Origin of the sequence: Arthrobacter koreensis (assembly GCF_009193255.1) — a bacterium.
Classification (GTDB): domain Bacteria; phylum Actinomycetota; class Actinomycetes; order Actinomycetales; family Micrococcaceae; genus Arthrobacter_B; species Arthrobacter_B koreensis.
Map to the genome: position 1 here is coordinate 1,254,627 of NZ_WACG01000001.1, position 24,394 is coordinate 1,279,020.

Genomic DNA, 24,394 nt, shown 5'->3' on the forward strand with positions numbered 1-24,394 from the left:
AGGGCCACTGCTAGGGCCTCAATTCAATGACTGTTTTGCCGATGCGGATCGGCACTCCGGGGTCAACGGGCTGGGCACGGGTGAGCTGGGACCCTCCGAGGAACGTCCCGTTGGTGGAACCAAGGTCTTCAATAAACCAGCGGCTGCCCTGGGGGAAAAGCCGGGCATGGCGGCCGGAAGCATAGTCATCTTCAAGAACCAGTGTGGCTTCCTGGGCACGGCCCAGCAGGATGGGGCTGGAGGCCAGTTCCAGGGTGGTTCCGCGCAGGGGGCCCTCAGTCACAACCATCTGCCGGGCCTGCACCTTGGCCGGCGGTGCCGCCTCGCGCTCCAGCGCGGGATTCTTGCGTATCTGGCGGGCTGTGGGTGCGCCGGTCCGGTTTCGGGCACCGAGTACCAGGTCCCGCCGGATGGCACCGACAACTCCCAGGACCATGATCCACAGCAGGATCAGGAACCCGTAACGGAGCAGGGTGAGGGTCAATGAGCCGTCCATCAGCGCCCTCCGGATCGGACCGGGAGCAGCCGGAAGACAATACGGGTCCTGCCCATGGCAATGGTCGAGCCGTCGGTAAGGATGGTTTCCCCCTGGACTTTCTGGCCGTTGACGTAGCTGCCGTTGGTTGAACCGAGGTCGACGGCGCGGACAGTGCCGCCGTCGGTCCGGATTTCCAAGTGACGGCGGGAAACGCCGGTGTCATCAACAAGGATGTCCGCTTCCGAGGATCTGCCAAGGACCACGGAGGTGGCATTGAGTGAGTACCGCTGCCCATCGATGTCCAGCACGGGCTGCATGCGGGTGGGGCTCTGGCGCGGAGCGGGCGGCTGAGGAGTGCGTGCAGCGGACGCCCGGGTCTTTTCGGTTGCCGAGTCGATCGCCAGCGAACCGGGCTTGAGCGAGGAATCGCGGGTGAAGGAGACCCGGACCGCGCCCTGGAGGGTGTAGGACTGGCTGCGCGCGTGCTTGATGACGACGTCGCACAGTTCCTCGGCCAGCGGGGCGCCCCATTCCTGGGCGCGGGCGAAATCTTCGTCGGAGAGGCGCGCGGTAAAGACATTCGGTGCCAGTGTCCGTCCCTCGCCCAGGGTCATGGACTTCTCATCCAGTTCACGGCGCAGGGCTATGGCAAGTTCAAGGGGCTCCACGCGGCCGGAGGACCCGCTGGAAAAAGCGCCGCGGACCATTCGTTCAATGCCGCGCTCGACGTTGTCGAGTATGCCCATCTCCGACTCCTTCCCTGTTCGTGGAACTACCGTGGACCTGCGATTGCTGCTCCTGCACAGCGCCCTCTCCCGTACGGATGACGGGCGTTGAACGCACTGGGCAGGGTATGTCCATCCCGATACTACTGGGGACCGCTGGCAATTGTCTTAACACCCTAGCGGTGTCCCCGGACCAATCCAGGCCGGGATTTCCCTTCGCCGGCGTCGCTTTGCCTGCCCTGGAGAGGGGACATCCTGCAGCGCCGGGCCGCGGCAGCCCGGGCTTTCCAGCCCGGGCCGGGGCTGGTCCGGGGAGCCGCGGAAGAGCCGTTTAGGTGTTTCGGGAAATTGCCGGTATGCTTGATTCTGCTGTTCCCGAGGAATCGGGATGTGAACCTCACAAACACCTGTGAGTTAGAGATCATCCGAAGACACGGGAAATCACTTTGCGCGAGTGGCGGAACGGCAGACGCGCTGGCTTCAGGTGCCAGTGTCCGAAAGGGCGTGGGGGTTCAAATCCCCCCTCGCGCACAAACAGGGAATCACCCCGGTCAATTGATCGGGGTGATTTTTTTATGCCGGGACACCGTGCCCTGTTAAACCGGCAACGCCCTCCTGCCGCGGGACGGCAGGAGGGCGTTGGCTAGACCGGGCTACGGCACTAGGCGCGCGGCTTCCTGGCGGATTCCTTCTTGAGCCGCTGGTTTTCGGCGCGGACGGCCGCGAAGCTGGCCCTTTCAGCAACAAGCCATTCCGGCGGCGAGGCGAGCAGCTCGTTGATCTGTTCGGTTGTCAGCGGGTCCGTGATGCCGCCGCGCGCAAGTCCGCCAATGGAGATGTTCAGTTTCTGGGCGACCACGGGCCGCGGGTGCGGGCCGTTGCGGCGCAGTTCCGCCAGCCATTCCGGCGGCGTGGACTGCATCTCGTCCAGCTGTGCCCGGGTCACCGGGTTGTCCTGGAACTCCTGGGGAGCAGCCGGAAGGTAGATGCCCAGCTTCTTGGCAGCCGTCTCAGGCTTCATGGACTGGGAAGATTTTTGGGGGGTCATGGTTAAAGGGTATCCGCAGGGCCGCGGGAGAAGTGTTGGGCTAGGGTGAACAGGTGTCCCAAGCGCCCCCTCAGCCGTCGAGTACGGCCCATTCCCCGTTGAAGATCGCCTACGTCCCGGGTGTTACCCCGGGTAAGTGGATCTCACGCTGGAATGAACGCCGGGGCCGGGCACTGGACGCGGCGCAGGTCGAAGAGGACCGGATACTCGCGGTGCTCCGGAGCCGGGAAGCGGACCTGGTGTTCCTCCGCATCCCTGAGGAAGGCTTCGAACGGCCCGCTGACCTGCACGCGATACCGCTCTACCGCGAGCAGCCGGTGGTCGCCGCACCGAAGGACCATCCGCTCGCGGCGTTTGATGAAGTCCATCTGGCGGACCTCTCCGGTGAGAGCTTCCTGGACGCCGTGGAGCTCGGCTCCCCGGCCATGGCACTTGAAGTTGCGGCCTCCGGCGCGGGATTGCTGATCCTGCCGATGTCCGTGGCCCGCCTCCACTCCCGCAGGGATGTCATCACGCGTCCCGTCCAGGGTATGGAAGGGTCACGGATAGCCGTTGCCTGGCTCCAGGAGACCGAGGACCAGGACGTGGACGAATTCATCGGGATTGTCCGCGGCCGGACAGCCAACAGCTCGCGCCAGCCTTCCTCCCGGCAGGAGCCCGCGAAGAAGACGGCAAGGAAAGCCCCGGCACCCGCCGCCGGTTCCAAGGCCGGGGGTAAGGGAGCAGGACGGCCGGCGCGTCAGGGGAAACCTGGAGCCGGCCGGACGCCGCGCCGCAAGCCGGGCAAGGGCAGGGCCTGAATTCCGGCACTGCCGGCTAGGCGAGCCAGCCGCGCAGCGAGTTGAAGGCTGCTTCAATGACGCCGTAGATCGCATAGACGGAAACGGGCACCATGATGGCCCACTCCCGCCAGGAACCGGCACGGCCAATGATTGGCACCGAGAGGCAGCCGCTGGTTTTCCACAACTTGGACACAAGGGGCATTGATGCGATCTTCCGCGGCCGCTTGATCCGCAGCGGCCACAGGATCATGACCCCCTGGTGCGTCAGCAGGTCCCCCACAATGTGCACGGCCACGCCAAGCCCGACGGCGAGGGGGAGCCAACCGTTGTTCTCCGGAGCATAGAGGGCAATAAAAACGGAGAGCAGGATGGCCAGGAGCCAGCTCCGTCCGGCCCCGCCGGCAATCTTCAGTGCCTTGAGGGCAAACCCCATCAGCAGGATGGACAGGAGTCCTGCCCCAACCTCCACGGTGCCGAGACCTCCCACTTCGGCAGTGAGCTCGCCCAGGGCGCCGGCGAGGGCGACGAACACGGCGAGTCCCAGCAATGAATGGGTCCCACGCCGGTGACCGCCGCTGATTTGTTCAGTGATCCGCGCGAGGATCCGGGTCAAGGGAGGCAATGAATTGGCTATGGTGCCGCTGTGGTGGTCCAGGTCCGGGAGCAGCGCGGCCCCAGCGGTCAGCAGGGCTCCGCTGACAACGCCGAGCGGGCTGACCGGATATAGGCCAAGGGCGTAGGGGGCGGTTGAGGCGACGGCTACCCATGCCGCTGCGCCGCTTGCGGCGTGATGGCCACCCATCATGGTGTCTTGCTTTCCTTCCGGGCAGTCCACATCAGCCGGTTGACCGGCGTACCTCAATACTCCCAGCCGCCTCTGACATCGCCCGAACCGGACCGTGCAGGCTAGGAATCCGGGATGATCAGGCCCTCAAGGATCTGGGTGGAGATGCTGCCGGGAGGATTGAGGAAATCCACCGTCAACCCGTCTTCGTCCGGGTCCAGGGGCTCCAGCGCGGACAGCTGGGAGGGCAGGAGGGACACCGGCATCCAATGTCCCCGGCGGGTGGCCATCCTGTCACTGAGCACTTCGGGAGCCCCGTCCAAGTGCACAAACTGCACCCGGCCGTCCGCCCGAGACAGGACATCCCGGTAGCTGCGTTTCAGGGCTGAGCAGGCGATGACCGTTGAACGGCCGTTTTTCGCCTGTGTGCTCATCCACTCCCGGATGGATTCGAGCCACGGCCAGCGGTCCTCGTCGGAGAGGGGGATGCCCGCGGTCATCGACGCAATGCTGGCCGGGGCATGGAACTCATCGGCTTCGGCAGCGATCCAGCCCAGGTGCTCCGAAAGCGTGGTGGAAACAGTGGTCTTTCCCGATCCGGCCGCGCCCATAATCACAACGTGGCGGGGCACATGGTTCACGTACTGCTCCTCTGGACGACGTTGTCTGGGCACTTTCACCGGACCATAAAGGTATCACCATAGGGTGGCTCCCCGCTGGGTCCGGCACTACGCTTGTCCTGACGGGTCCAGCCCCAGATGCAGCGTGAAGGACGTGCCTTGCAGGACAGAGAAGTTGTGGAGCAGGTTCGTCCTGCCGCAGAAGTCATGAATAACCGGATCACCGACGTGCTGGGCCGGGACATCGCCACCGGAGCCCTGGCACCGGGTACCCGGCTGACGCTCGTTGGCTTGCAGGAGAGTTTCGGAGTCTCCCGTACGGTGATCCGCGACTGCATGCAGATCCTGGAGGCCCTCAATCTGGTGTACTCGAAGCGGCGAATCGGCATAGTCGTCCAGGAACCGTCCCGCTGGAATGTCTACGATCCGCGGATTATCCGCTGGCGGCTTTCCGGACCCGGAAGGAACGAGCAGTTCGAATCGCTTACCGAGCTGCGGATCGCCGTCGAGCCCCTTGCGGCTGCCGGCGCTGCCCGCCGGGCTTCCCAGGATCAGCGGCAGCGCCTCCTCCAGCTCGCATGCAGGATGCGGGAGCAGGCCGCTGATCCGGAAGCCTTCCTGGCGGCGGATATTGAATTCCACACGCTGCTTCTGGATGCCAGCGGCAATGAAATGTTCGCCTCGCTGGGCGGCGTGGTCTCGGAGGTGCTCTCAGGCCGGAGCCGGCAGAACCTCATGCCTGAAGGCGGTCCCAGGCCGGAGGCACTGGATGAACACGAGGCCATAGCAGCCGCCGTGGCCCAGGCGGACCCGGCGGCTGCGCGGGCGCGTACGGCAGACCTCCTCCTGGAAGTGGAGGATGCCATCCTGCGCCGGCACCAGGAGCCCGCACTTTAGGTGGTGGGTGCCTTGTCGGCACCCTCGGGGGTTACCACGGTGGCGGTGGGGGCGAGGTTTTCAGCGTCCACCATCCAGGCGTACTGCTCGAGCTTGCCAATGAACCCGTGCAGGATGTCCGCCGTCGTGGGATCTTCTTCGTCCACCTGGTCGTGGACATCCCGCATGGTCTGGACCGTGCCGCGGAGGAGGGCTACTACCAGCGTGACGGTGTCCTTGGTGTCCACGAGGCCTGCCGGGAACGGCGGAAGGGACGTGCCTTCGGCAACCGCAGTGCTGCGACCATCCGGAACCGCCTGCAAAGCACGCATTCGTTCCGCGAGCTCGTCCGCGAACAGCCGTGCGTCGTCGATGATCTCGTCCAGCTGGAGATGGAGGTCGCGGAAGTTCTTGCCCACTACGTTCCAGTGCGCCTGCTTTCCCTGCAGGTGAAGTTCAATCAGGTCTACCAGTACGGCCTGCAGGTTGGTGGTCAGCTGCTGTGATGCCTTCATTGTTCCTCCTGTATCGACGAATCCAGGACCTGGAGTCCTGCCGGAAGCGTCCGGCGGAAGCCCGGATATAAGTAAGCTTACCTTCAGCTTGTGATCTGTTGTCCACTTCGTTACCGTGAGGACGGAAGGAGCTAAGGCTCCTTACTATCGGAGGTTTGTTCCGCAGGGAACAGCGCAATCCGCGACCGAAGGGACAGTATGAGCACCGTAGAAGAGTCAATTGACGTTGCAGTACCCGTGACCACGGCCTACAACCAGTGGACACAGTTTGAGTCGTTCCCCCACTTCATGAAGGGCGTGGAGTCCGTCACCCAGCTTTCTGACACCGAGTCCCGCTGGGTCACCAAAATCGGCGGAGTAGAGCGGACCTTCGACACCAAGATCACCGAACAGCACCCCGACGAGCGGGTGGCCTGGAAGAGCACGGACGGCAAGTCCCAAGCCGGCGTAGTGACCTTCCACCGCCTCAGCGCCACGGAAACGCGGGTCAGCGTACAGCTGGACTGGGATCCTGAAACGTTCGCCGAGAAGGTGGGCGCCGTGGTGGGTGCAGATGACCACCGCGTGAAGGGCGACCTCAAGCGGTTCAAGGATTTCATTGAGTCACAGGGTTCCGAGACGGGATCCTGGCGCGGCAACGTGGACGCTGCCCCAACAGCAGACACCGGCGCGGGACTGAAGGCCGCCCCAACGGCCGATCCTTCCCTCGATGATCCCGAGTCAGGCGGGCCCCGAGCCGCAGGCGTGTAGCTCACGGTTCTGCCTGAAGCGGCACAAAAGCCCGGCGCCTTCCCCTGGGAATGACGCCGGGCTGTTGTGTGCGCCTACGCCGGATCGAGCCCTCGAACCGCAGGTCCCTCGAGCAGCTTGCCGTCTGCTGAGAACCGGGACCCGTGCAGCGGGCAGTCCCAGGAAGCCTCGGCGTCGTTCCAGGTCAGGACACCGTGCAGGTGGGGGCAGATGGCTGAACGGCGGGTGGTGACCCCGTTGACCGTGCAGACCGCAACCGGGGAGCCGCCCTCCCGCACCACGACTCCCAGGCCCTCCGGTGGTTCCCCTCCCGCAGTCCGTGAGAGCCCTCCGGCCCAGCCGCTGATCATCTGCAGGCCAACCTCAGCATTGGCCTTCACCGTGGATACTGCATCCGGGAAGCTCACTTTGGCCTTATACAGCCCTGCGTTGGGGTCCTCCTCACCGAGAATCCTGGCTGCCAGGGACCCGGCGGCAGCCACCCCGTTGGTCATGCCCCACTTGTTGAAGCCCGTGGCCGCGTAGATGCTGCGGCCGAGCAGGGGAAGTTCACCCACATAGGGGAGCGCGGAAGCCGGGGAATAGTCCTGGGCAGACCAGTCATAGCGGGCCTCGTCGACAGCGAAGTGCTGGCGGGTCCATTCATGGAGCCCGGTGACCCGGTCCCTGGTGTGGGCGGACCTCCCAACCGGATGTCCGTTGCCGCCGGCCAGCAGGTACCTGGTCCCGTTTACCGTCGCCGTCCGCAGTGAACGGGACGGTGAATCAGCCGAGAGGTACATCCCCTCGGGGACGTCCCCCATGACGGGAAAAGCGCTGGCATAGGACCGCTGGGGTTTAACGACGGCGAAGTATCCGCCGCGGTCCAGGATCGGGATGCCGGTTGCCAGTACAACCTGTCCCGCCTCCAGGTCCCCCGGTTCTGTCACCACGCGCACCCTGCCTGAATCTGTATGGTGTACCTCCTTCACCCGGATGCCTTCCACAAGCGTTCCGGAATGCGACCGGAGCTCGCCGGCCAGGGCTGCCAAGGCCTGGAGGGGGTGGAACTGTGCCTGGCCCGGAAGTTTCAAGGCCGCTTCAACGCGGAAGGGCAGCTCCGTCTCAGTGGTGCTCTCAACCGGCAGGCCCGCGGCCCGGCACGCGTCCCGTTCCTGGGTGAGTGCGGCGGCGCCGTCGGACGTCACAGCGTATGTCCAGGCGTCGCGGGTCTCGCAGTCCACGCCGGCCGCGGCACAGAAGGAAAGCAGCCACTCCTGCGCGGTGCGGTTGGCGGCAACATATGCGCGGACAGCGGATACATCGTGGTGCCGGGCGATCTGGGAGAGCACGGTACCCTGCAGCAGGCTGATCTTGGCCGTGGTGTTGCCGGTGGTCACGGCTCCGGTCCGGCGTGCTTCCAGGACAGCGACGCGCTGCCCGCCGCGCGCCAGCAGGACGGCGGTGGCCAGGCCGGTCAGGCCGGCGCCCACCACAATCGTGTCGTAGGCTCCGCCGGGCACAAAGGGGTCGGTTTCAATGGCGGGCGAGGTGTCGAGCCAGAGTGATTCCATGTGCTTCCTTCCTCAGGTTTGGCCTCCACCCCATCTGTCCTATGGCCCGGAGTCAAGGGCTTATCCGGATCCGGGGAGCGGGTGCGCCGGGTTCGTAAGCATACTTCCCATGGGGTGGGGGTTGTGCCACAGTTGAAGCGTAGGTTTTAAGGCCTCCGTCTGGCCGGAGTCCGTGATTCTCCCTTGGAGATAAGGAGTTGGCCATGTCTTATGCAAGCAGCAGCCGAGGGCTTTCCGCCCACAGGACCAGTGCCCAAATCGCCGCCACGGTATTCGGCGTCATCTTCCTGGTCATTGGGGTTCTCGGCTTTATTCCCGGAATTACCGCGAACTACAGTGCACTCTATTTCGCAGGTTATGGCTCTGAGGCTGTTCTGCTGGGCCTCTTCCAGGTGTCCATCCTGCACAACGTTGTCCACATGCTGCTTGGTTTTGCCGGCTTGTGGATGGCCCGGAGCAACTCATCCGCCCGCACCTACCTGATTGGTGCCGGCGTGCTGTACCTGCTCTTGTTTATCTACGGCCTGATCATCCCGCTGAACTCGGATGCGAACTTTGTCCCGTTGAACTGGGCTGACAACTGGCTGCACCTGGCACTGGCTGCGGTGATGATCATCCTCGGATTCGTGCTTGGATCCGATCGTTCCCGCGGGGTGGACCGGAGCCCGAGCACCGGATCACCCGGGGAGGGAAGCATTCCCAATTAGGGGCACAGGACGGTAAAGGCGCGGCCGGTTGGACGGCTGCGCCTTGCGTCGTGTCCAAAACCTTGTTAAGCGTCTATTCCCCGTCCGGGGGGTGCACCATGTAATTTGGAAGCACCCTTATTTTGGATGGAGGCGAGGCAAGTGCAGTTCCATCATGACCTCATGCTCACTGCGGAGGAGCATACGCCCAGCCGTACCGGAGGTCGCGCGTGAGGCGCCCGGTTCTGCTGGGAGCCGGGAAGGCAGCCCCGGCCCATGAGAAGACCCTGTCCGAACTTATGGCACTGGCCGCGGACACGGACGGCTCCGCCGTGACGTCCCTGCTGATCCTGAAACCGGCCGCGGACGCAGCCCAACTGCCCGGCTCCGGCATGACCCTTGCACTGTGGGAGCTGCTGGCCACGCTGGGAGCCGCCGACCTTACTGCCGCCCGCGTAGTGGAACCCCATCTGGATGCCCAGGCGATCCTGGCCCAGGCGGCGCTACTGCCGTCCGAAGCCGGAGTGCAGGGTATTGACTTTCATGCCGGGACCTGGGGCGTCTATGCCGCCGAGGGTCCCGGCCTGGCCCTGCAGGCAGCAGAGCACGACGGCGCTTGGCAGCTTTCCGGCCGCAAGCCCTGGTGTTCGCTGGCGGATCAGCTCGACTACGCGGTGGTGACCGCCCACACCGGGAACGGCAACCGGCGGGCCTTCGCGGTGGACCTTCGTGATTCCGGAGTGCAGGTAGCCCCGGCACCCTGGATCAGCCGCGGACTGGCGGCCGTAGACAGCAGGGCGGTGGACTTCGACGCCGTACCCGCGGTTCCGGTTGGAAGGGATAACTGGTACCTGGAACGTGACGGTTTCGCGTGGGGCGGCATAGGCGTTGCAGCGGTTTGGTACGGAGGTGCCGTGGCCGTAGCCCGACGGCTGTTCCAGGCGAGCCGCGAGCGGACACCGGACCAGATTGCCCAGGCACTTATCGGCGCGGCAGACCTCTCCCTGCAGGCTGCCGGGCGAATGCTGGCCAGTGCAGCCGCAGACGTAGACGCCGGCCGGGCAGCGGGTGAGCAGGGCGCAGTGCTTGCCCAGCGCGTCCGCGGCGTCGTGGCCGACTCCGTGGAACGGGTCCTGGCCGCTGCCGCCCACGGTCTGGGCCCGGGTCCGCTCACCGCTGAGGAAGAGCACGCCCGCAGGATCGCTGACCTGCAGGTGTACGTTCGCCAGCACCATGCAGAACGCGACCACGCCTCGCTGGGGAAGCTGCTGCTGGCGCGGGAGGAAGAGCCGTGGTGAGCTTCACCCACCGGGACGCGAGCCAGGACGAGGCAGTATGGCTGGAAGCCCTGGACCACACCCCAGATCTCTCAGTTGCGCTTCCCGGAACGCCGGACCGGCTCCTGGTCCTCGCTGCGCACCCCGATGACGAAACCCTGGGGGCCGGGGGCCTGATCGCATCCCTCGCGGCGAAGGGAACCAGCGTAGATGTCATTGTGGCGACAGCCGGGGAAGGATCACACCCGGACTCAGTGACGCATACGCCCGGGCAGCTGGCGGAAATCCGGGAACAGGAACTGCGCACCGCCGTCGCGGCCCTGGACCCCGGCGCACGCGTCCGGCTGTTGAGGCTCCCTGACGGCGGCCTTGCCGGGAGCCGTGACGCGCTGTTCCAGGCCCTGCGGGAAACCGCGGAAGCCGGGGCCGGAACCCTGTGGATTGCCGCGCCTTGGCGCGGCGACGGGCACACCGACCATGACACCGCCGGGGAGGTGGCCGCCGAGTTCGCGCGGTCCGCGCGGATACCCCTGCTGGAGTACCCCATCTGGCTGTGGCACTGGGGAACCCCGGAAGACCTTCCTCCCGCCCTCCACGTTTATCCACTGGGCGACGACGCAGCGGGGGCGAAACGTGCGGCCATGGCGGCCCACAGCAGCCAAGTGAATCCGCTGTCCAGCCAGCCCGGCGATGAGGTACTTCTCGGCCCGGAAGTCCTGGCCCACTTTGAGCGCCCCTTTGAAGCTTTTCTCCTGACCGTTCCGCGCAGCGCGCGCGGTGTTTTCGAGGAACTCTACGAACGCTCGGCGGATCCATGGAACTTCGAGGCGAGTTTCTATGAATCCCGCAAGCGGGCCCTGACCCTGGCCATGCTGCCCCGGGAACGGTTCGCCAGGGTTTTCGAACCCGGCTGTTCCATCGGGGTGCTGACCGAAGAGCTGGCCCGGCGGTCGGACACCGTCACCGCCATGGACATCAGTGCCCGCGCACTGCGGCTGGCGGAACAGCGCCTGGGACCTGAATCCGGCGTCGAGCTGCTGGAAGGCAGCATCCCCGAGAACTGGCCGGACGGCGCCTTCGACCTCGTGGTGATCTCCGAAATCGGCTACTTCCTGACACCCGAGCAGCTGACGGAAACTGTCCAGCGTGCTGCAGGCTCGCTGGGCAGCGACGGCGCCCTCCTGCTCTGCCACTGGCGGCATCCGAATGAGGGGTGGCCGCTCACCGGAGACAGTGTCCATGACGCCTTTCTCCGCTCCAGCGGCCTGGAGAGACTCTCAGCCCACGTGGAAGAAGACTTCCGCATCGACGTCCTGGTGCATTCGCCGGCCGAATCGGTGGCGCGCCGGGAGGGGCTGCTTTGACGCCGGCGCACATCGGCGTCGTGATTCCTGCCCGGGACGAAGAGGAACTGCTTCCGCGCTGCCTGGCTTCCGTGGCCGCTGCCTGCCAGGCACTCGAACCGCACGTTCGGGTCAGCGTGGTGGTGGTCCTGGATTCGTGTGCCGACGGCTCGGCCGCCGCGGCTGCCGGAGCTGCGCTTGAACAGGGACTCGAGCTGCACCTGCTTGAAACTGCAGCCGGGAACGTAGGCGCTGCCCGGGCCGAAGGAGCGGCAGCGGCACTTGAACTGGGAGCCGGGTGGATCGCCAGCACCGACGCGGATACGGTGGTTCCCGCCTGCTGGCTGCAGATGCAGGTGAACCTGGCCTCAGCCGGTTACGGCATGGTGCTGGGAACCGTAGTGCCGGATGCCAGGGACCTGGATGCTGAGCATCTTGCCCTGTGGCAGGCCCGGCACACCCTGGGGGAGGGGCATCCCCACGTCCACGGCGCGAACCTGGGCTTCTCTGCTGCCGCATATCGGAGCGCGGGCGGTTTCAAGCCCGGCTCAACCGGCGAAGACGTGGACCTTGCATCACGGGTCAAGGCGGCGGCAATCCCGTGGATCGCTACCGACTGGATCCGTGCCGTCACTTCCGGTCGCCTAACCGGCCGTGCACCCGCAGGTTTCTCCGGGTACCTCCGGGGACTGCTCAACTAGCCTCGCACTGTGGTGCCGGCGCCCGCGGAGCCCTAGCGTAAGGGAATGGACTCTGAGCAAATCCACGCAAAAATCGAACGCCTGGTTGAACAGGAGCAGTCGCTTCGCAGCGCCGGCCCCGGTGAAAGCGCCGAAACCCACGCCGAGCAGCTGCGGAACATCAGTGAACAGCTCGACCAGTGCTGGGACCTGCTGCGCCAGCGCCGTGCCCGGATAGACGCCGGCGAGAACCCTGACACGGCCGAGGTGCGGCCGGTAGGGGAAGTGGAAGGCTACCGGCAGTAGCCGTCCGGAAACCTAGCGGGTCAGGGCGCGCACCAGCGTCGCAGCGCCGATGGTCCGGCGGAACGGGCTGCGGCCCCGGAAGGTTTCCCCGGCGGCCCACCACATCATGGCGCCCTGGCTGAGCCGGTGGAGCGCCTGGCGGTACCGCGGGGTAAGTGCCATAGCCGACGCCGTTCCAAACCCGGCCCAGGCCAGGATCGGCAGGTTTGGCGGGAGGAAGACGGTCTGCCGGCCCCTGCGGTCGCGGAAGTAACGTGTAATCCCCATGGTTTATGCGCCTTTCCTGGATTTGCGGCCGGAGGACTTTGCCGCCGGCTTCCTGGCTGGTTCTTCCTTGTCCTTCTGTTCTTCCTGATCCTTTGCCGCCGGTTTCCGGCCGTTCCTGGCCTTGCCGGAGGCGGACTTGGCACCCCGGTTCTTTTCCACGCTGCGCCGCAGCGCTTCCATCAGGTCCAGGACCTTTCCGCCCTCGTCCTCGGACTCTTCACCAAAGGTTTCCTGGGTGTCGAGGGCTTCACCCTTCTCCAGTTTGGCTTCGATCAGGGTGCGGAGCTGTTCCTGGTACTCATCAGTGAATCCGGACGGGTCGAAGTCTGAGCTGAAGGAATCAACCAGCGCTGATGACATCTCCAGCTCCTTCGCGGAAATGCGCACTTTCTCCTCCAGGGAGGGGAACGCTGCTTCACGGACCTCGTCCTCCCACAGCAGGGTCTGCAGCGTGAGTACATCGCCGCGGACCCGAAGGGCCCCCAGCCGGCTCTTCTGCCGGAGCGAGAACTGCACGATTGCGGTGCGGTCCGTGTCCTCCAGGGTCCGCCGCAGCAGCACATAGGACTTGGTGGACTTCGAGTCCGGTTCAAGGTAGTAGGTGCGGTCAAACAGGATAGGGTCCACCTGATCGCTGGGGACGAATTCCACGACCTCGATCTCCCGGCTTTTTTCCACCGGCAGGGACGCCAGGTCCTCATCCGTGAGCACCACGGTCTGCTCGCCGTCGTCGTACGCCTTGGCGATGTTCTTGTACTCCACCACCTCACCGCAGATTTCGCAGCGGCGCTGGTAACGGATCCGCCCGCCGTCCTTTTCGTGCACCTGATGCAGGCTCACGTCGTGGTCCTCGGTGGCGGAGTAGACCTTGACCGGCACGTTGACCAGCCCAAACGCAATGGCACCTTTCCAGATGGCTCTCATGTACCAAGTGAACACCAAGCAGACTGTGAATCTCCAGAGCCGTATCGGGACGCCTGCCGGCGGTCCGCCCCATGCATCTTTGGGCTGACCCCTTGGCCGGGTTCTGCCGCCGTCCTACCCTAATGAGCAATTCGCCGGTGCCGGGGCCGGACGTGAACTCTTTTAGGGAGATTCCCATGATTGAAGAAGCTGACCTGGATTTCCTGCGAAGCGCAGTGCGGGGCGCCGTTTCACTGCCGGGGGAGGAGGGGTACGCCGCGGACACAGCGGCGTTCAACCCAGCGCAGGTTCATCACCCCGATGCCGTCCTGGGTGCCCTGGATGACCATGATGTGCAGGCCGCAGTGGCCTGGGCTTCCGGGCGCGGCATTCCGCTCGCGGTGCAGGCTACGGGCCACAATGCGTCCGCTCCCATGGATGAAGGCCTCCTGGTCAACACCTCGCGCCTGCAGGAGATCAGCCTGGACCTGGCAGCCGGAGCCTTCACGGTAGGGGCGGGAGTGCGCTGGGATGCCGTGCTGCGGGAACTGGTGCCCAACGGGTTGACCGCGCCCCACGGGTCCAGTGGCGGCGTGGGCGTGGTTGGCTACACGGTTGGCGGCGGACTGCCGCTGATGGGACGCACCCTTGGCTTCGCCTCGGACCACGTCCGAGGCTTCGACGTCGTGACCCCGGACGGAACCCTTCGCAGCGTGGACCCCGAAACCGAGCCGGAACTTTTTACCTCCGTGCGGGGCGGGAAGGGAAACTTTGGAATTATTATCCGCATGACCATGGCAGCGGTACCGCTGGGCGATTTCTACGGCGGACAGCTGGTGTTTCCGGAAGACCAGGCGGGAGAGGCGCTTGATGCATTCCGCCGATGGGCTCCCGAACTGCCGAATGAGGCATCCGCGTCCCTGGCTTTCATGCACCTGCCGGATCTGCCCTTCCTGCCTCCGGAGTTGCGTGGAACGGCCCCGGTGATCCTGCGCTTCGCCCTGTTCGGTGGGAAGGCGGAGGGGGATAAGCTGCTTGAACCCTTCCGCCGGCTACCCGCGGTCAGCGATACGGCCGGACCCATGGACTACCTGGACGTCGATGCCGTACACAGTGATCCGGCTGATCCGGCTCCCGCCATGGAACGCGGCATGCTCCTCACCGAACTGGACGACGCCGCTGCCGCCGAGCTGCTGCGCCAGGTTGGCCCGGGTTCCGGGACGCCGCTGGTGATGCTGGAGCTGCGGGTCCTGGGCGGCGCACTCTCCGCGGAACCGCCCTTCCCGGACACTGTTTCCGGACGAAACGCAGGATTCCACCTGTTCGTGCTCGGCGTGCCGGGGCTCCCGGCACCGGACCTGGCGGAGGCAGCGCTGGTGCGGCTCGCGCTGGCGTTCGAACCCTATGCGGCCGGCAGCCTGATTAACTTCCATGGTCCCGCCGGCGATGAACTGGACCGTGCGCGGGCCTGGGAACCCGCAGCCTACGAACTGCTGCGCAACGCGAAGGCAGACTGGGATCCGCAAAACCTGTTCCGGTTCGGGCATGCCGTACCGCCGCTTGGTTTAATGGACACGGCAAGCGGCTGAATCCCGGCCGGTCTGAACGAACAGGCGGCAGCAATCACATGGACGGTCCCGCACGGGCCCTGGAAGAGCTCACCGTAGGGCAGGTTGCCCAGCGCAGCGGCGTGGCGGTTTCCGCCCTGCATTTCTACGAGCGGCAGGGCCTGATTCGCAGCCGGCGTACCGGCGGCAACCAGCGCCGTTTTGACCGCTCCGTCCTGCGCCGCGTCGCCGTAATCCGTGCCGCCCAGCGGGCGGGCATACCGCTGTCCCACATAGCCGCAGTCTTCGCTGAACTGCCTGAGGACGGCGTCCCGGGCCAGGAGGACTGGCGCAGGCTTAGCGCAGCATGGCGGGCTGAACTGGACAACCGGATCGGCCAGCTGGAAGCCCTGCGGGACCGCCTGGGCGGATGCATTGGCTGCGGTTGCCTCTCCCTTGCGGAGTGCAGTTTCATCAATCCCGACGACGCCTCCGGGCGGGATTTCCCGGGGGCCCGGCTGCTGGAGCCGGACTCCTAATTTGACCTCAACTAATGTTGAGGTTTTACCGTGGAAGTATGACTTCAACGGCAGTGACCCCTCCGGTGGTGGATGAATTCAAGAACGCGTTCCGCGGGCACCCCGCGGGCGTGGCAATCATCACGGCCGCCGGCGCGGAAGGGCCCGTGGGCCTGACGGCGTCCTCCGTAAGCTCGGTCTCCGCCGTGCCGCCGATCCTGGCGTTTTCCCTCGCCTCCACCGAGGGCTCGGCGGGGGTGATCGCCTCAGCAGACACCATAGTGGTTCACCTGCTGGGTGCGGAAAACGCCGAACTTGCCGCCCTTTTCGCTGCCCGGGGTACCGAACGCTTTGGCCGGGACCTGCCCTGGAGCACGCTTCCGGGCGGAGAACCGCTGCTCGAAGGAGTGCCGCGGGCCCTGCTGTGCCGGATCCTCTCCCGCACCCAGGCCGGCAGTTCAACCCTGATCGCCGCCGAGGTCCTGGAGATCCATACCGGCCCGGCCTCCGCTCCGCTGGTCTACCATGACCGCACCTACCACCACCTGGGTGACCACTCCACGCTGCGTCCGCCTCAGTAAAGAAGTCCCTTTCCGGCAGCCGCGGACAGCGCGCCGGCTATCCGCGATAGAACCGGCAGGTCAACGCGCCACTGCTGCCAGTACAGCGGGACGTCCAGATGCGCATCAGGATCCAGGAGCACGACTGAGCCGTCCGTTAGCAGCTGCTCCGACTGCAGGTCCGGCAGCATTCCCCAGCCGTACCCAAGGCGCACTGCCTGCAGGAAGTCCCAGGATGCAGGGACATAGTGGCGGGGCGGCTGGAGACCCGGACCAAAGGCCGACTCGAGGAAGCGGGCCTGGAGGGCATCCCGCCGGTTGAAGACCACCATGGGTGCGGTCGCTGCCTGGGCGGCCCCAAAGCCGCGGCTGAACCACCGGCTGCGGAATCCCGGGCTGGCAGCCGGCCGGTAGCGCATGGTTCCCAGTACGGCGACGGAGCAGCCCTGCACCGGTTCCGGACTGGAGGTCACGGCACCCATGGCCGTTCCGTTCCGCAGGCCTTCGGCCGAATAGTCCTGGTCCTCCAAAGTGAACTCAAAGCTGGTTCCCTCCACCTGTGCAAGTGCCGGAAGCACCCAGGTGGCGAGCGAATCCGCGTTGATGACCAGCTGCACTGCCGTGCGCCCCGGCTGGGTGTCCAAGCCAAGGCGCTCGACGGCGTCGTGCTCCAGCGCGCTGATCTGCCGTGCCAGCCGCAGCAGTACCGCACCCGGCTCGGTGGCGGTGATGGGGCGCGTGCGTCTGAGCAGCACGCAGCCGGTCCGCGTCTCCAGCGCCTTGATCCGCTGGCTGACGGCAGAGGTGGTCAGGTGGAGGGCCGCAGCGGCGGCGTCGAAGCTTCCGTGGTCAAGGACGGCACCCAGGGCGCGCAGCTGGTCGGCGTTGAACTCCATGTTAAGGAAGTCTAAAGACAGTACAGAAACATTAGCTAGGCTTCTTCTTCGTGCAGTCCTAGCGTGGACCTATGAACACCTTGAGCCTCGCCCCTGCGCTGGCGGGATTCGGCAGCGGGCTGGCCTTGATCGTAGCTATTGGAGCGCAGAACGCCTTCGTCCTGAGGCAGGGGCTGAGACGTGAGCACCTGCCCGCGGTGATCGCCGTCTGTATCCTCAGCGACGCCGTCCTCATCCTCGCCGGAACCGCAGGAATCGGAAGGCTCACACAGACCGCACCCCTGGCCCTGGACATCATTCGCTGGGCGGGTGCGGCATTCCTGCTGGCCTACGCGTTCCTTTCCCTGCGGCGCGCCCTGAACCCCTCCGCCCTGCAGGCAGGCGGCCAACCAGGCGGGACGCTGGCGGCGGCTGTGCTGACCTGCCTGAGCCTGACCTGGCTGAACCCCCACGTCTACCTGGATACGGTGGTGCTGCTGGGGTCACTGGCCGCGACCCACGGGCCGGACGGGCGGTGGGTCTTCGCTGCGGGCGCCGTCGCGGCCAGCACCATGTGGTTCACCGCGCTCGGCTTCGGTGCCCGGCTGCTGGGACCGGTCTTCGCCCGGCCCCGGGCGTGGCAGTTCCTCGACGCCGGCATCGCCGTCTTCATGGTGCTGCTGGGGGTCAGCCTGGTTGCCGGTTCCTGATGGCAGCCCGGGTGAGTGCAAGCGGACAGGACTTCAGGAGATCATGGGCCATGGCCAAATATTTTGAGAATGACAGCCGGTCCATGCGGGACAGAATGCAGGCAGGTGACCTGTACATTGCCGACGATCCGCAGCTGGAGGCGGACAGCCTTCGGGCCGCCTCGCTGTCCGACCAGTACAACCGGCTGAGTCCGCAGGATCCCGACGCCGCCGCGCCCCTGCTTGCCGAGCTGCTGGGCGGCATTGGAGAACAAAGCGTTATCCGCGCTCCGCTGTTCGTGGACTACGGCAAGTACCTCACCGTGGGCGCCCGGACCTTTATCAATTTCAATCTCACTGCGCTGGACGTAGCGGCTATCACCATCGGCGATGACGTCCAGATTGGACCAAACGTGCAGCTGCTGACGCCCACCCATCCGCTGGAAGCAGAGGCCCGGCGGGACAAGCTGGAGGCAGCCCAGCCGATCACCATCGGTAACAATGTCTGGCTGGGAGGCGGCGTGATCGTGCTGCCCGGGGTGAACATAGGCGAGAACACCGTGGTGGGAGCGGGATCCGTCGTCACGCGGGACCTGCCCGCCAACGTAGTGGCGGTGGGCAATCCTGCCCGCGTTATCCGGGAGCTGCCGGAATCCTAGGCCTGTTCCGGAACGGCGCGGACCTGCGCGTCGATCAGGATCTCAGCGGCCCGGCGTGCCTGGCTGGCGGGTTCCGCTGAACCGGAGATAGCCGCCGTGGTCTGGGCACCCTCGGCGAGCAGCGCCAGCTGGGGAGCGAGGTCGGGCTGTCCGCCCGCCGCAGCCACGAGTTCGGCAAGTACGCGCTGGAACGAGTCTTTGTGCGTCCGTGTGCGCTCGGCGATGTCCGGAGACTGGCTGCCCAGTTCGCCAAAGGCATTGATGAAGGCACAGCCGCGGAATGAATCCTCGGCGAACCAGTCAGAGAGGTAGTCGTAGACGGCCAGCAGCCTGGCCCGGGGGTCCGCAGCGGCGTCGATCCGTTCCTGGAGCCCGGCCGTCCAGATTCGGTGGCGCCGGTCCAGCACGGCGAATACTATGGCCTGCTTGGAAGGGAACAGTGAGTAGAGCTTCTTCAGCGGCAGATCTACCTCACGCCGGAGTTCGGCCATGCCGACCGCTTGGATGCCGCGCTCGTAGAAGAGCCGGTCGGCCACTTCGATCACGTGTGCACGTTCCTCACCAGGGTTCATGGATTCAGTCTACTTGCTTTGAGAATGATCGTTCCCTATAGTTGGGAACTCCTGAGAATGATCATTCTCACAGCGTATTGAGAGGAGCATCGCCATGGGGCGTATCAGCGTCAGCACGGAGAACAGCAGTCCAATCGAGCTCTACTACGAAGACCACGGCAAGGGACAGCCGGTGGTGCTCATCCACGGCTACCCGCTGGACGGCTCGTCCTGGGAAAAGCAGACGGCCGCACTGCTCCAGGCCGGCTACCGGGTCATTACCTATGACCGGCGCGGGTTCGGCCGGTCCGACAAACCCGCAGAAGGCTACGACTATGACACCTTTGCCGCAGACCTGAACGCTGTGATGAATACGCTGGACCTTCACTCGGCAGTGCTGGTGGGGTTCTCCATGGGTACCGGCGAAGTGGCGCGCTACCTGTCCACCTTCGGGTCCGACCGCGTGGACAAGGCGGTATTCCTCGGCTCGCTGGAACCATACCTGCTCAAGGCGGAGGACAACCCCGAAGGCGTGCCCCAGGAAGTCTTCGACGGACTGCTGGAGGCCGCTACGGCAGACCGGTACGCGTTCTTCACCGACTTCTTCAAGAACTTCTACAACTCGGATGATTTCCTGGGCACTGACCGGCTCAGCCAGGAAGTGGTCAACGCAGGCTGGAACCTCGCCTCCTCCGCGAGCCCCATCGCTTCGCTGGCCGCCCAGCCAACCTGGCTCACCGACTTCCGGGGCGACATTCCCAAGATCGATGTTCCTGCGCTGATCGTGCATGGAACGGCTGACAACATCCTGCCCATCGACGCCACCGGCCGGCGCTTCGCGAAGGCGCTGCCGTCCGCCCAGTACGTGGAGATTGAAGGGGCACCGCACGGACTGCTCTGGACCCATGCGCAGGAAGTGAATGACGCGCTGCTCTCCTTCCTGGCCAAGGACACCAAGCCGGAAACACGCGAGGTCCCGGCGGAAGCGTAAATAAGCCATGCAGCGGACCCGGGCCGCCGGGGCCCGGGTCCGCTACAGTTGCTGCACCATGGGTGCGGCCAACGGGGGCCGCCCAGCTTGTCCGGAGGGGAACGGCCATGACCAGCAGGCAAGACGAGATTGATCCGCGGTACGACCCGGCCTACCAGCGCGGGGGCGGGGAGCTGTACCTCTCCCGGAGTACCGAGGAACCGCCGGCAATCGTGGAGATCACGGACGCGCCCCCGCCGGCGCAGGCCCGGTCCGCGCAGAATCCATACCCGGAGCTGGAGCGGCACCAGCGGAAGTACCGGATTGCCGCCTGGGTCCTGGCTGCCGGCCTGGTGGCCCTGGGTGTCTTCTTTATGTTCGCGGACAACATTTTCCCGCCGGAGGCCACCTCCGTCCCGCCCAACTGGAGCGGGTACCCCGTTGAACCGTGGTCACAGAAGCTTCGCTGGGCGGCACCGAACCTGATTATGCTGGGAATACTGACCGCCGCCGTGCAGGTGTTCATCGAGCAGATCCAGACCTTCCGGCTGCGAATGAGCCGGTGAAGACCTCTCCGGCCCGAGCATCCAAAGGAGCTCCCATGAGCAGAAAAAAGACCCTGAATGATCTGACCACGGGCCAGAAGAAGGGCCTCGGTGTCCTTTCCAGCGTCCAGTTCCTGCTTGCCGGAGCGGCGCTGGTGGACATCTGGCGCCGCCCGGGCAGCGAGATCCGCGGATCAAAGGCCGCCTGGAGCGCCGCCTGCGCCGTGAACTTCATCGGCCCGATCAGCTACTTCGTCTTCGGCCGGCGCCGCGGCTAGTTCCGCGGAGAGGAACTAGCCCTTCGCCTGGGTGGAGTACTCCGCCCAGGGTACGTTCCAGTCCCCGTAGCCGTCCCACATCGCCGCGGGGCCCACTCCGGTGTTGAGGACCTGGACCAGGTCTCCGGGCTCGAACGTGTCATAGAAGTACTTGGCGCCCTCCGGCGACATGCCGACGCAGCCATGGGATACGTTGATGACGCCCAGTGCGCCCATGGCTCCGGGCAGCGCCTCATGGACGAACACTCCGCTGTTGGTCAGCCGGCTGGCCCAGGAAGCGTCAAAGGGCTCGTAGTAGTCCGGGTCTCCGGGCTTGAGCCCAATGCTCTCGGCACGGAAGGGCAGCTTCTCGTGCTGGGACATCACTACCTGGTATCCACTGGGGGAAGGCCAAGCCGAATCGCCCAGCGTCACGGGGAACGTGCGGGTGAGCTGGCCGTCGATGAAAACCTGCATGGTCTTGGTCGCATTGTCCACCACGGCGACGCGGGAATTGTGAACCTGGAAAGTGCGCGTCTCGTTGAAGTTGCCGATCATCGAATTGCCGAAGTCAACGCCGAAGAGATTCATGTCCACGGTGACGGTGCTGTTCGGCTCCCAGAAGGTCTCCGGACGGTAGCGGGCCTTGGTGTCGGAGATCCAGTAGAACGCACCGGTCTGCGCGCTGGTGCTCGTGACCGTAATGGCGGCCTCGACGGCCTGCTTGTTCAGTACCGGCTCGCTGAAGTTGATCTCGATGGGATGCCCGACGCCGACTACCGACTTGTCCAGTGGCGCCATGAAGGCGTTGGCCTCGTTGGGAGGGGTCACGGTGTGGAACGTCTGGGATTCCCGCGTGGTCTCGCCGTTGGCGTCCGCGAGGGTGAAGGCGAAGGTGTACTCGGTGTCGAACTGCAGCGGCTCGGTGGCCGTCCACTCGGTCTTGCCGGCGGCGAAATCCCCGGCAACATCTTCTCCGCCGTTACTGGGCGCCAAGCTCACGGATTCAATGGTGCCGTGCTGGACTTTAAGGACGGGCACGGAGACGGGATTGACTTCCACCGAGCTGTCTGCCGGTTCAGCAGTAAAGGCCACGGGGACCGCCGGTTCGGACGGGGTGGGCGAGGCGGAAGGCTGTGACTGCTGCCCGGAAGGCGTTACGGCGTCGAACGCTCCCGTGGCGGCTGCGACGCCCGCGGCGCCGCCGATCACCAATATCCCCGCCGCTGCGGCCAGGGCAATCCACCGCTTGCGGCTGCTCTTTTCCTGCACTGTCTCTGTCCCCTACGTCTCTCTAGCTGAAAGTCATCCTACGTTAGGCCGCCGGGCCGGCTGATTCGTCAGCCGGGCTTTCGAGCACTTCGGCCAGCAGCGGAGCCAGGGCCAGGGACCCGGCAGCGCTGAGATGGTACGCATCCGCATAGAGCGGCGTGTTGCCCACGAAGGCCGGGCACCGTTCCCGCACACAGAACCACGCGGTAGTGTCGACCCACTCCACGTCCGGGTTGCCCTGCGCCGCTGCAGCGGATTCAAGGTCCAGCCGAAAGCCGTGATTCCCGGGGAGCCGGGTTTCGCAGTCCGACGGCGTGCTGAAGCGCGTGGCGCACTGGGACGGGTCCTTCGCCTCCGGAGGAGCGGAGAGCACCACCGTCCGGTCCGCGCTGCCGGCCAGCATCGCGTGAATGCGCTGGGTACCTTCCCGCCATTCGGCGTCGGCGGCCTCTGAGACGGCACCGCTGGCCAGCGCCGGGTCATACCTGAAGGAAGCCATAAGCAGCACATCCGGAGCCAGCTGCCCGATCCGCTCGACGGCCCAGTCCCGGAAGGCAGTGCATTCCGGATAGGGGGCGCCGCCAATCCTGTTTTGCGGCACATCTGCCGGGGCGCAGCCCGCTGCGGTGTAAACGTGGATGCGCCATTGCTCCGGCTCCAGCACGGCGCGGAGGGCGGGCAGGTAGGCCATGGCAACTGAATCCCCGTAGAGGACCAGATCCCGTGGTGCGTCCGGGTCGCCGTAGATGCAGTGACCGGTGTTGGCCACCGGATCCTCTTCGCGGGCTTCGTTTCCGCCCAGGCACCCGTCCACGACCCATTCGGCGGGCTTGGCGCTGCGGCCGCCTTCCGTAAAGGTTGCGGGGTCCGGCGACAGGGAGGGCCACTGTGTGCTCCCAAGTGCCTTTCGGAGGGCTGCGGTGTGGGCAGCCAGCGGATCCGGCTGGGACGCGGGTCCAGGGGACGGAACGGCGGCCGACGGCGGGTTCGCGGCTGCCGGTGAGTCGGACGGCTGGAGCGTTGTCTCCAGTGTGACGGCGATCAGGGTTGCGGACAGCAGGCCTGCGGCAGCGGCTGCGGCCGCCAGGCGGGCTGGACGCGGTTCAAGTGCCGGACGGCGGTAGCGCCGGCCGCGTTCCCTGGCGGCATAGCGGGGCTGCAGCCAGCGCGAGCGGCGGACTGGATCTTCGATCCAATGGAAGGAAAGCACCGCCAGCCCGGCGGTCAGCGCCAGCGCCAGGAGCGGCGGTGTATCCGGGGCCAGCGCCGCAGCGAACACCACCACGGGGAAGTGCCAGAGGTACAGGGAATAGGAGATCCGGCCAATGTAGCGGCTGGCCGGGTTGGTCAGCGGCCACATGATGCGGTTGTGTCCCGGACTGCGGGCGCCGGTCCCGGCAGCCAGGACGAGCAGTGTGGAGAGTACCGGCAGTGCGGCGGCAGGCCCGGGAAAAGCACTGTCCGCCGAGAGTAGGAGGACGGACGCCGCCAGGCCGGCCAGCCCGGCCCACCCGGCCGCAGCCCGGACCAGGGCCGGAAGACGGGACAGCCAGGGGGAGGCCACGGCGAGCATTGCCCCCGTCCCGAGTTCCCAGGCACGGGAGAGCGTGGAGAAGTACGCGGTGGTGGGCCGGTTCGCCGTCTCCCAGACAGCGAACGCGAAGCTCGCCGCACAGAGAACTCCAATAAAGAGCAGGAGCAGCACCCGCATGCCGCGGTCCGTGAGGCGCAGCGCCGCCGTCACGGCGATTCCCGCCACCAGCACCCATGGCCATGCCAGGTAGAACTGCTCTTCCACGCCCAGGGACCAGAAGTGCTGCAGCGGTGAGACCGCGGTTCCGGCGTGGAGGTAGTCGGTGCCGGAAGCAGCGAAGCGCCAGTTGCCCAGGAAGAAGAAGGACCAGACGGCGTCTTCCAGGATGGCCGCCGCGCGCCCGGGACCAAACACGAGGAACGCCGCCGCCGAGGTTGCGGCCAGGACTGCGGCGGCCGCCGGAACAAGCCGGCGTACCCGGCGCCGGTAGAAGTCCGGCAGGGACAGTTTCTGCGGGGAGGTGATCTCCCGGAGCAGGATGGTGGTAATCAGGAAACCGGATATAACGAAGAAGACGTCCACTCCGGCGTAGCCGCCCGCGGGCCAGGCCAGCAGGTGGTGCGCCAGCACGGCGAGGACTGCCAGGGCACGGAGGCCCTCAATGTCGTAGCGGAAGCTCCCGCCCGGCCGGTGCCGTGGCCGGGTGGGAACCCGGACACTGGGGGCGGGCTGGGGTGCAGGCGCTGGCAAAGATTCGCTTTCGCTTCAACGGTGGGGTTTGAAACGAATCTAGCCCGGTGGTGCTCCCACCCGCTACTTGGCCC

General features: G+C 65.8%; 28 protein-coding genes, 1 tRNA gene and 1 pseudogene. 17 read left to right on the forward strand and 13 right to left on the reverse strand.

What is annotated here, in order from left to right; genetic code table 11:
• Positions 1–10: 10 nt before the first annotated feature.
• Together GD628_RS05950 and GD628_RS05955 are read right to left on the reverse strand one after the other, a co-directional pair.
• The gene (locus GD628_RS05950; protein WP_091600860.1) at positions 11–496 is read right to left on the reverse strand and encodes an FHA domain-containing protein FhaB/FipA; all 486 of its coding nucleotides are present in this window, start codon (positions 494–496) and stop codon (positions 11–13) included.
• Positions 496–1,224: an FhaA domain-containing protein gene (locus tag GD628_RS05955; protein WP_091600859.1), complete on the reverse strand. Its 729-nt coding sequence runs from the start codon at positions 1,222–1,224 to the stop codon at positions 496–498. Before GD628_RS05955 ends, GD628_RS05950 begins: the two co-directional genes overlap by 1 nt.
• A 427-nt stretch (positions 1,225–1,651) precedes the next feature.
• Here GD628_RS05955 and GD628_RS05960 point away from each other — a divergent pair.
• Positions 1,652–1,734: transfer RNA gene (locus GD628_RS05960), tRNA-Leu, on the forward strand.
• A gap of 130 nt (positions 1,735–1,864) precedes the next feature.
• Here the strand turns inward: GD628_RS05960 and GD628_RS05965 are convergent.
• Positions 1,865–2,251 carry a DUF5997 family protein gene (locus GD628_RS05965; protein WP_091600858.1) on the reverse strand — a complete coding sequence of 129 codons (387 nt, stop codon included), beginning with the start codon at positions 2,249–2,251 and terminating at the stop codon, positions 1,865–1,867.
• 53 nt (positions 2,252–2,304) lie between these two features.
• On the opposite strand from GD628_RS05965, the gene GD628_RS05970 reads away from it, so the two are divergent.
• Positions 2,305–3,051 carry a LysR family transcriptional regulator substrate-binding protein gene (locus GD628_RS05970; RefSeq protein WP_152274094.1) on the forward strand — a complete coding sequence of 249 codons (747 nt, stop codon included), beginning with the start codon at positions 2,305–2,307 and terminating at the stop codon, positions 3,049–3,051.
• Between the two features lie 16 nt (positions 3,052–3,067).
• On the opposite strand, the gene GD628_RS05975 is transcribed toward GD628_RS05970, so the two are convergent.
• Positions 3,068–3,838: a metal-dependent hydrolase gene (locus GD628_RS05975; protein WP_152274095.1), complete on the reverse strand. Its 771-nt coding sequence runs from the start codon at positions 3,836–3,838 to the stop codon at positions 3,068–3,070.
• 101 nt (positions 3,839–3,939) lie between these two features.
• The gene (locus GD628_RS05980; protein WP_226802357.1) at positions 3,940–4,458 is read right to left on the reverse strand and encodes a gluconokinase; all 519 of its coding nucleotides are present in this window, start codon (positions 4,456–4,458) and stop codon (positions 3,940–3,942) included.
• 138 nt (positions 4,459–4,596) lie between these two features.
• Between GD628_RS05980 and GD628_RS05985 the strand changes: the two genes are divergently transcribed.
• Complete coding sequence (locus tag GD628_RS05985; protein WP_226802358.1) at positions 4,597–5,334, forward strand: FadR/GntR family transcriptional regulator; 738 nt, start codon at positions 4,597–4,599, stop codon at positions 5,332–5,334.
• On the opposite strand, the gene GD628_RS05990 is transcribed toward GD628_RS05985, so the two are convergent.
• A complete protein-coding gene (locus tag GD628_RS05990) occupies positions 5,331–5,828 on the reverse strand; it encodes a Dps family protein (RefSeq protein WP_091600854.1) in 498 nt (165 codons plus the stop codon). The two genes, GD628_RS05985 and GD628_RS05990, sit on opposite strands and share 4 nt — an antisense overlap.
• A 198-nt stretch (positions 5,829–6,026) precedes the next feature.
• On the opposite strand from GD628_RS05990, the pseudogene GD628_RS05995 reads away from it, so the two are divergent.
• Positions 6,027–6,476: pseudogene (locus GD628_RS05995) on the forward strand (SRPBCC family protein); the annotation flags it as partial.
• Between the two features lie 176 nt (positions 6,477–6,652).
• Here the strand turns inward: GD628_RS05995 and GD628_RS06000 are convergent.
• Complete coding sequence (locus GD628_RS06000; RefSeq protein WP_152274096.1) at positions 6,653–8,131, reverse strand: FAD-dependent oxidoreductase; 1,479 nt, start codon at positions 8,129–8,131, stop codon at positions 6,653–6,655.
• Between the two features lie 203 nt (positions 8,132–8,334).
• Between GD628_RS06000 and GD628_RS06005 the strand changes: the two genes are divergently transcribed.
• The 5 genes from GD628_RS06005 (at position 8,335) to GD628_RS06025 (ending at position 12,423) form a co-directional block, all read left to right on the forward strand.
• Positions 8,335–8,838, forward strand: a complete 504-nt coding sequence (locus GD628_RS06005; protein WP_091600851.1) for a DUF4383 domain-containing protein — start codon at positions 8,335–8,337, stop codon at positions 8,836–8,838.
• Positions 8,839–9,047: 209 nt separating this feature from the next.
• Complete coding sequence (locus tag GD628_RS06010) at positions 9,048–10,115, forward strand: acyl-CoA dehydrogenase family protein (protein WP_091600850.1); 1,068 nt, start codon at positions 9,048–9,050, stop codon at positions 10,113–10,115.
• Entirely contained in the window at positions 10,112–11,458 is a 1,347-nt protein-coding gene (locus GD628_RS06015) for a bifunctional PIG-L family deacetylase/class I SAM-dependent methyltransferase (RefSeq protein ID WP_226802359.1), read from the forward strand. The genes GD628_RS06010 and GD628_RS06015 overlap by 4 nt, the downstream gene beginning before the upstream one ends.
• Positions 11,455–12,138, forward strand: a complete 684-nt coding sequence (locus GD628_RS06020; RefSeq protein ID WP_193313204.1) for a glycosyltransferase — start codon at positions 11,455–11,457, stop codon at positions 12,136–12,138. Before GD628_RS06015 ends, GD628_RS06020 begins: the two co-directional genes overlap by 4 nt.
• A gap of 45 nt (positions 12,139–12,183) precedes the next feature.
• Positions 12,184–12,423, forward strand: coding sequence for a DUF2630 family protein (locus GD628_RS06025; protein ID WP_091600847.1), 240 nt, complete (start codon positions 12,184–12,186; stop codon positions 12,421–12,423).
• Positions 12,424–12,435: 12 nt separating this feature from the next.
• Here GD628_RS06025 and GD628_RS06030 read toward each other — a convergent pair whose 3' ends face one another.
• A complete protein-coding gene (locus GD628_RS06030; protein WP_152274098.1) occupies positions 12,436–12,690 on the reverse strand; it encodes a hypothetical protein in 255 nt (84 codons plus the stop codon).
• A gap of 3 nt (positions 12,691–12,693) precedes the next feature.
• Complete coding sequence (gene ku, locus GD628_RS06035) at positions 12,694–13,614, reverse strand: non-homologous end joining protein Ku (RefSeq protein WP_152274099.1); 921 nt, start codon at positions 13,612–13,614, stop codon at positions 12,694–12,696.
• 176 nt (positions 13,615–13,790) lie between these two features.
• Between ku and GD628_RS06040 the strand changes: the two genes are divergently transcribed.
• From GD628_RS06040 to GD628_RS06050, 3 genes are read left to right on the forward strand one after another with little or no spacing between them, the layout of a single operon-like run.
• Positions 13,791–15,182 (forward strand): FAD-binding oxidoreductase, encoded by a 1,392-nt coding sequence (locus tag GD628_RS06040; RefSeq protein ID WP_152274100.1) that lies wholly within the window; start codon positions 13,791–13,793, stop codon positions 15,180–15,182.
• A gap of 38 nt (positions 15,183–15,220) precedes the next feature.
• On the forward strand, positions 15,221–15,679 hold the full coding sequence (soxR, locus tag GD628_RS06045; protein ID WP_091600843.1) for a redox-sensitive transcriptional activator SoxR: 459 nt from the start codon (positions 15,221–15,223) through the stop codon (positions 15,677–15,679).
• Between the two features lie 38 nt (positions 15,680–15,717).
• The gene (locus tag GD628_RS06050; protein WP_152274101.1) at positions 15,718–16,239 is read left to right on the forward strand and encodes a flavin reductase family protein; all 522 of its coding nucleotides are present in this window, start codon (positions 15,718–15,720) and stop codon (positions 16,237–16,239) included.
• Here GD628_RS06050 and GD628_RS06055 read toward each other — a convergent pair.
• Positions 16,233–17,114, reverse strand: a complete 882-nt coding sequence (locus tag GD628_RS06055) for a LysR family transcriptional regulator ArgP (protein WP_152274102.1) — start codon at positions 17,112–17,114, stop codon at positions 16,233–16,235. The genes GD628_RS06050 and GD628_RS06055 overlap by 7 nt on opposite strands.
• Positions 17,115–17,185: 71 nt before the next feature.
• Here GD628_RS06055 and GD628_RS06060 point away from each other — a divergent pair, with 71 nt between their 5' ends.
• Both GD628_RS06060 and GD628_RS06065 read left to right on the forward strand, forming a co-directional pair.
• Complete coding sequence (locus GD628_RS06060) at positions 17,186–17,803, forward strand: LysE/ArgO family amino acid transporter (RefSeq protein WP_152274103.1); 618 nt, start codon at positions 17,186–17,188, stop codon at positions 17,801–17,803.
• A gap of 50 nt (positions 17,804–17,853) precedes the next feature.
• On the forward strand, positions 17,854–18,441 hold the full coding sequence (locus GD628_RS06065) for a sugar O-acetyltransferase (RefSeq protein ID WP_091600839.1): 588 nt from the start codon (positions 17,854–17,856) through the stop codon (positions 18,439–18,441).
• Here GD628_RS06065 and GD628_RS06070 read toward each other — a convergent pair.
• Complete coding sequence (locus tag GD628_RS06070; protein WP_152274104.1) at positions 18,438–19,013, reverse strand: TetR/AcrR family transcriptional regulator; 576 nt, start codon at positions 19,011–19,013, stop codon at positions 18,438–18,440. The genes GD628_RS06065 and GD628_RS06070 overlap by 4 nt on opposite strands.
• 94 nt (positions 19,014–19,107) lie before the next feature.
• Between GD628_RS06070 and GD628_RS06075 the strand changes: the two genes are divergently transcribed.
• From GD628_RS06075 to GD628_RS06085, 3 genes are all read left to right on the forward strand, one after another.
• A complete protein-coding gene (locus GD628_RS06075) occupies positions 19,108–19,983 on the forward strand; it encodes an alpha/beta fold hydrolase (protein WP_152274105.1) in 876 nt (291 codons plus the stop codon).
• 107 nt (positions 19,984–20,090) lie between these two features.
• On the forward strand, positions 20,091–20,528 hold the full coding sequence (locus tag GD628_RS06080) for a hypothetical protein (RefSeq protein WP_091600836.1): 438 nt from the start codon (positions 20,091–20,093) through the stop codon (positions 20,526–20,528).
• A 35-nt stretch (positions 20,529–20,563) separates the two neighbouring features.
• On the forward strand, positions 20,564–20,785 hold the full coding sequence (locus GD628_RS06085; RefSeq protein ID WP_091600835.1) for a PLD nuclease N-terminal domain-containing protein: 222 nt from the start codon (positions 20,564–20,566) through the stop codon (positions 20,783–20,785).
• Between the two features lie 15 nt (positions 20,786–20,800).
• Here the strand turns inward: GD628_RS06085 and GD628_RS06090 are convergent, their stop codons facing one another.
• Positions 20,801–22,036, reverse strand: a complete 1,236-nt coding sequence (locus tag GD628_RS06090; RefSeq protein WP_091600834.1) for a L,D-transpeptidase — start codon at positions 22,034–22,036, stop codon at positions 20,801–20,803.
• Between the two features lie 43 nt (positions 22,037–22,079).
• On the reverse strand, positions 22,080–24,320 hold the full coding sequence (locus GD628_RS06095) for an acyltransferase family protein (RefSeq protein ID WP_152274106.1): 2,241 nt from the start codon (positions 24,318–24,320) through the stop codon (positions 22,080–22,082).
• Positions 24,321–24,394: the final 74 nt, after the last annotated feature.

What these genes read in the sequence shown, in the direction of transcription:
- GD628_RS05950 (WP_091600860.1), bottom strand. Translation starts at nt 496, where the DNA reads ATGGACGGCTCATTGACCCTCACCCTGCTCCGTTACGGGTTCCTGATC.
- GD628_RS05955 (WP_091600859.1), bottom strand. Translation starts at nt 1,224, where the DNA reads ATGGGCATACTCGACAACGTCGAGCGCGGCATTGAACGAATGGTCCGC.
- GD628_RS05965 (WP_091600858.1), bottom strand. Translation starts at nt 2,251, where the DNA reads ATGACCCCCCAAAAATCTTCCCAGTCCATGAAGCCTGAGACGGCTGCC.
- GD628_RS05975 (WP_152274095.1), bottom strand. Translation starts at nt 3,838, where the DNA reads ATGATGGGTGGCCATCACGCCGCAAGCGGCGCAGCGGCATGGGTAGCC.
- GD628_RS05990 (WP_091600854.1), bottom strand. Translation starts at nt 5,828, where the DNA reads ATGAAGGCATCACAGCAGCTGACCACCAACCTGCAGGCCGTACTGGTA.
- GD628_RS06000 (WP_152274096.1), bottom strand. Translation starts at nt 8,131, where the DNA reads ATGGAATCACTCTGGCTCGACACCTCGCCCGCCATTGAAACCGACCCC.
- GD628_RS06005 (WP_091600851.1), top strand. Translation starts at nt 8,335, where the DNA reads ATGTCTTATGCAAGCAGCAGCCGAGGGCTTTCCGCCCACAGGACCAGT.
- GD628_RS06025 (WP_091600847.1), top strand. Translation starts at nt 12,184, where the DNA reads ATGGACTCTGAGCAAATCCACGCAAAAATCGAACGCCTGGTTGAACAG.
- GD628_RS06030 (WP_152274098.1), bottom strand. Translation starts at nt 12,690, where the DNA reads ATGGGGATTACACGTTACTTCCGCGACCGCAGGGGCCGGCAGACCGTC.
- ku (WP_152274099.1), bottom strand. Translation starts at nt 13,614, where the DNA reads ATGAGAGCCATCTGGAAAGGTGCCATTGCGTTTGGGCTGGTCAACGTG.
- GD628_RS06040 (WP_152274100.1), top strand. Translation starts at nt 13,791, where the DNA reads ATGATTGAAGAAGCTGACCTGGATTTCCTGCGAAGCGCAGTGCGGGGC.
- soxR (WP_091600843.1), top strand. Translation starts at nt 15,221, where the DNA reads ATGGACGGTCCCGCACGGGCCCTGGAAGAGCTCACCGTAGGGCAGGTT.
- GD628_RS06050 (WP_152274101.1), top strand. Translation starts at nt 15,718, where the DNA reads ATGACTTCAACGGCAGTGACCCCTCCGGTGGTGGATGAATTCAAGAAC.
- GD628_RS06055 (WP_152274102.1), bottom strand. Translation starts at nt 17,114, where the DNA reads ATGGAGTTCAACGCCGACCAGCTGCGCGCCCTGGGTGCCGTCCTTGAC.
- GD628_RS06060 (WP_152274103.1), top strand. Translation starts at nt 17,186, where the DNA reads ATGAACACCTTGAGCCTCGCCCCTGCGCTGGCGGGATTCGGCAGCGGG.
- GD628_RS06065 (WP_091600839.1), top strand. Translation starts at nt 17,854, where the DNA reads ATGGCCAAATATTTTGAGAATGACAGCCGGTCCATGCGGGACAGAATG.
- GD628_RS06070 (WP_152274104.1), bottom strand. Translation starts at nt 19,013, where the DNA reads ATGAACCCTGGTGAGGAACGTGCACACGTGATCGAAGTGGCCGACCGG.
- GD628_RS06075 (WP_152274105.1), top strand. Translation starts at nt 19,108, where the DNA reads ATGGGGCGTATCAGCGTCAGCACGGAGAACAGCAGTCCAATCGAGCTC.
- GD628_RS06080 (WP_091600836.1), top strand. Translation starts at nt 20,091, where the DNA reads ATGACCAGCAGGCAAGACGAGATTGATCCGCGGTACGACCCGGCCTAC.
- GD628_RS06085 (WP_091600835.1), top strand. Translation starts at nt 20,564, where the DNA reads ATGAGCAGAAAAAAGACCCTGAATGATCTGACCACGGGCCAGAAGAAG.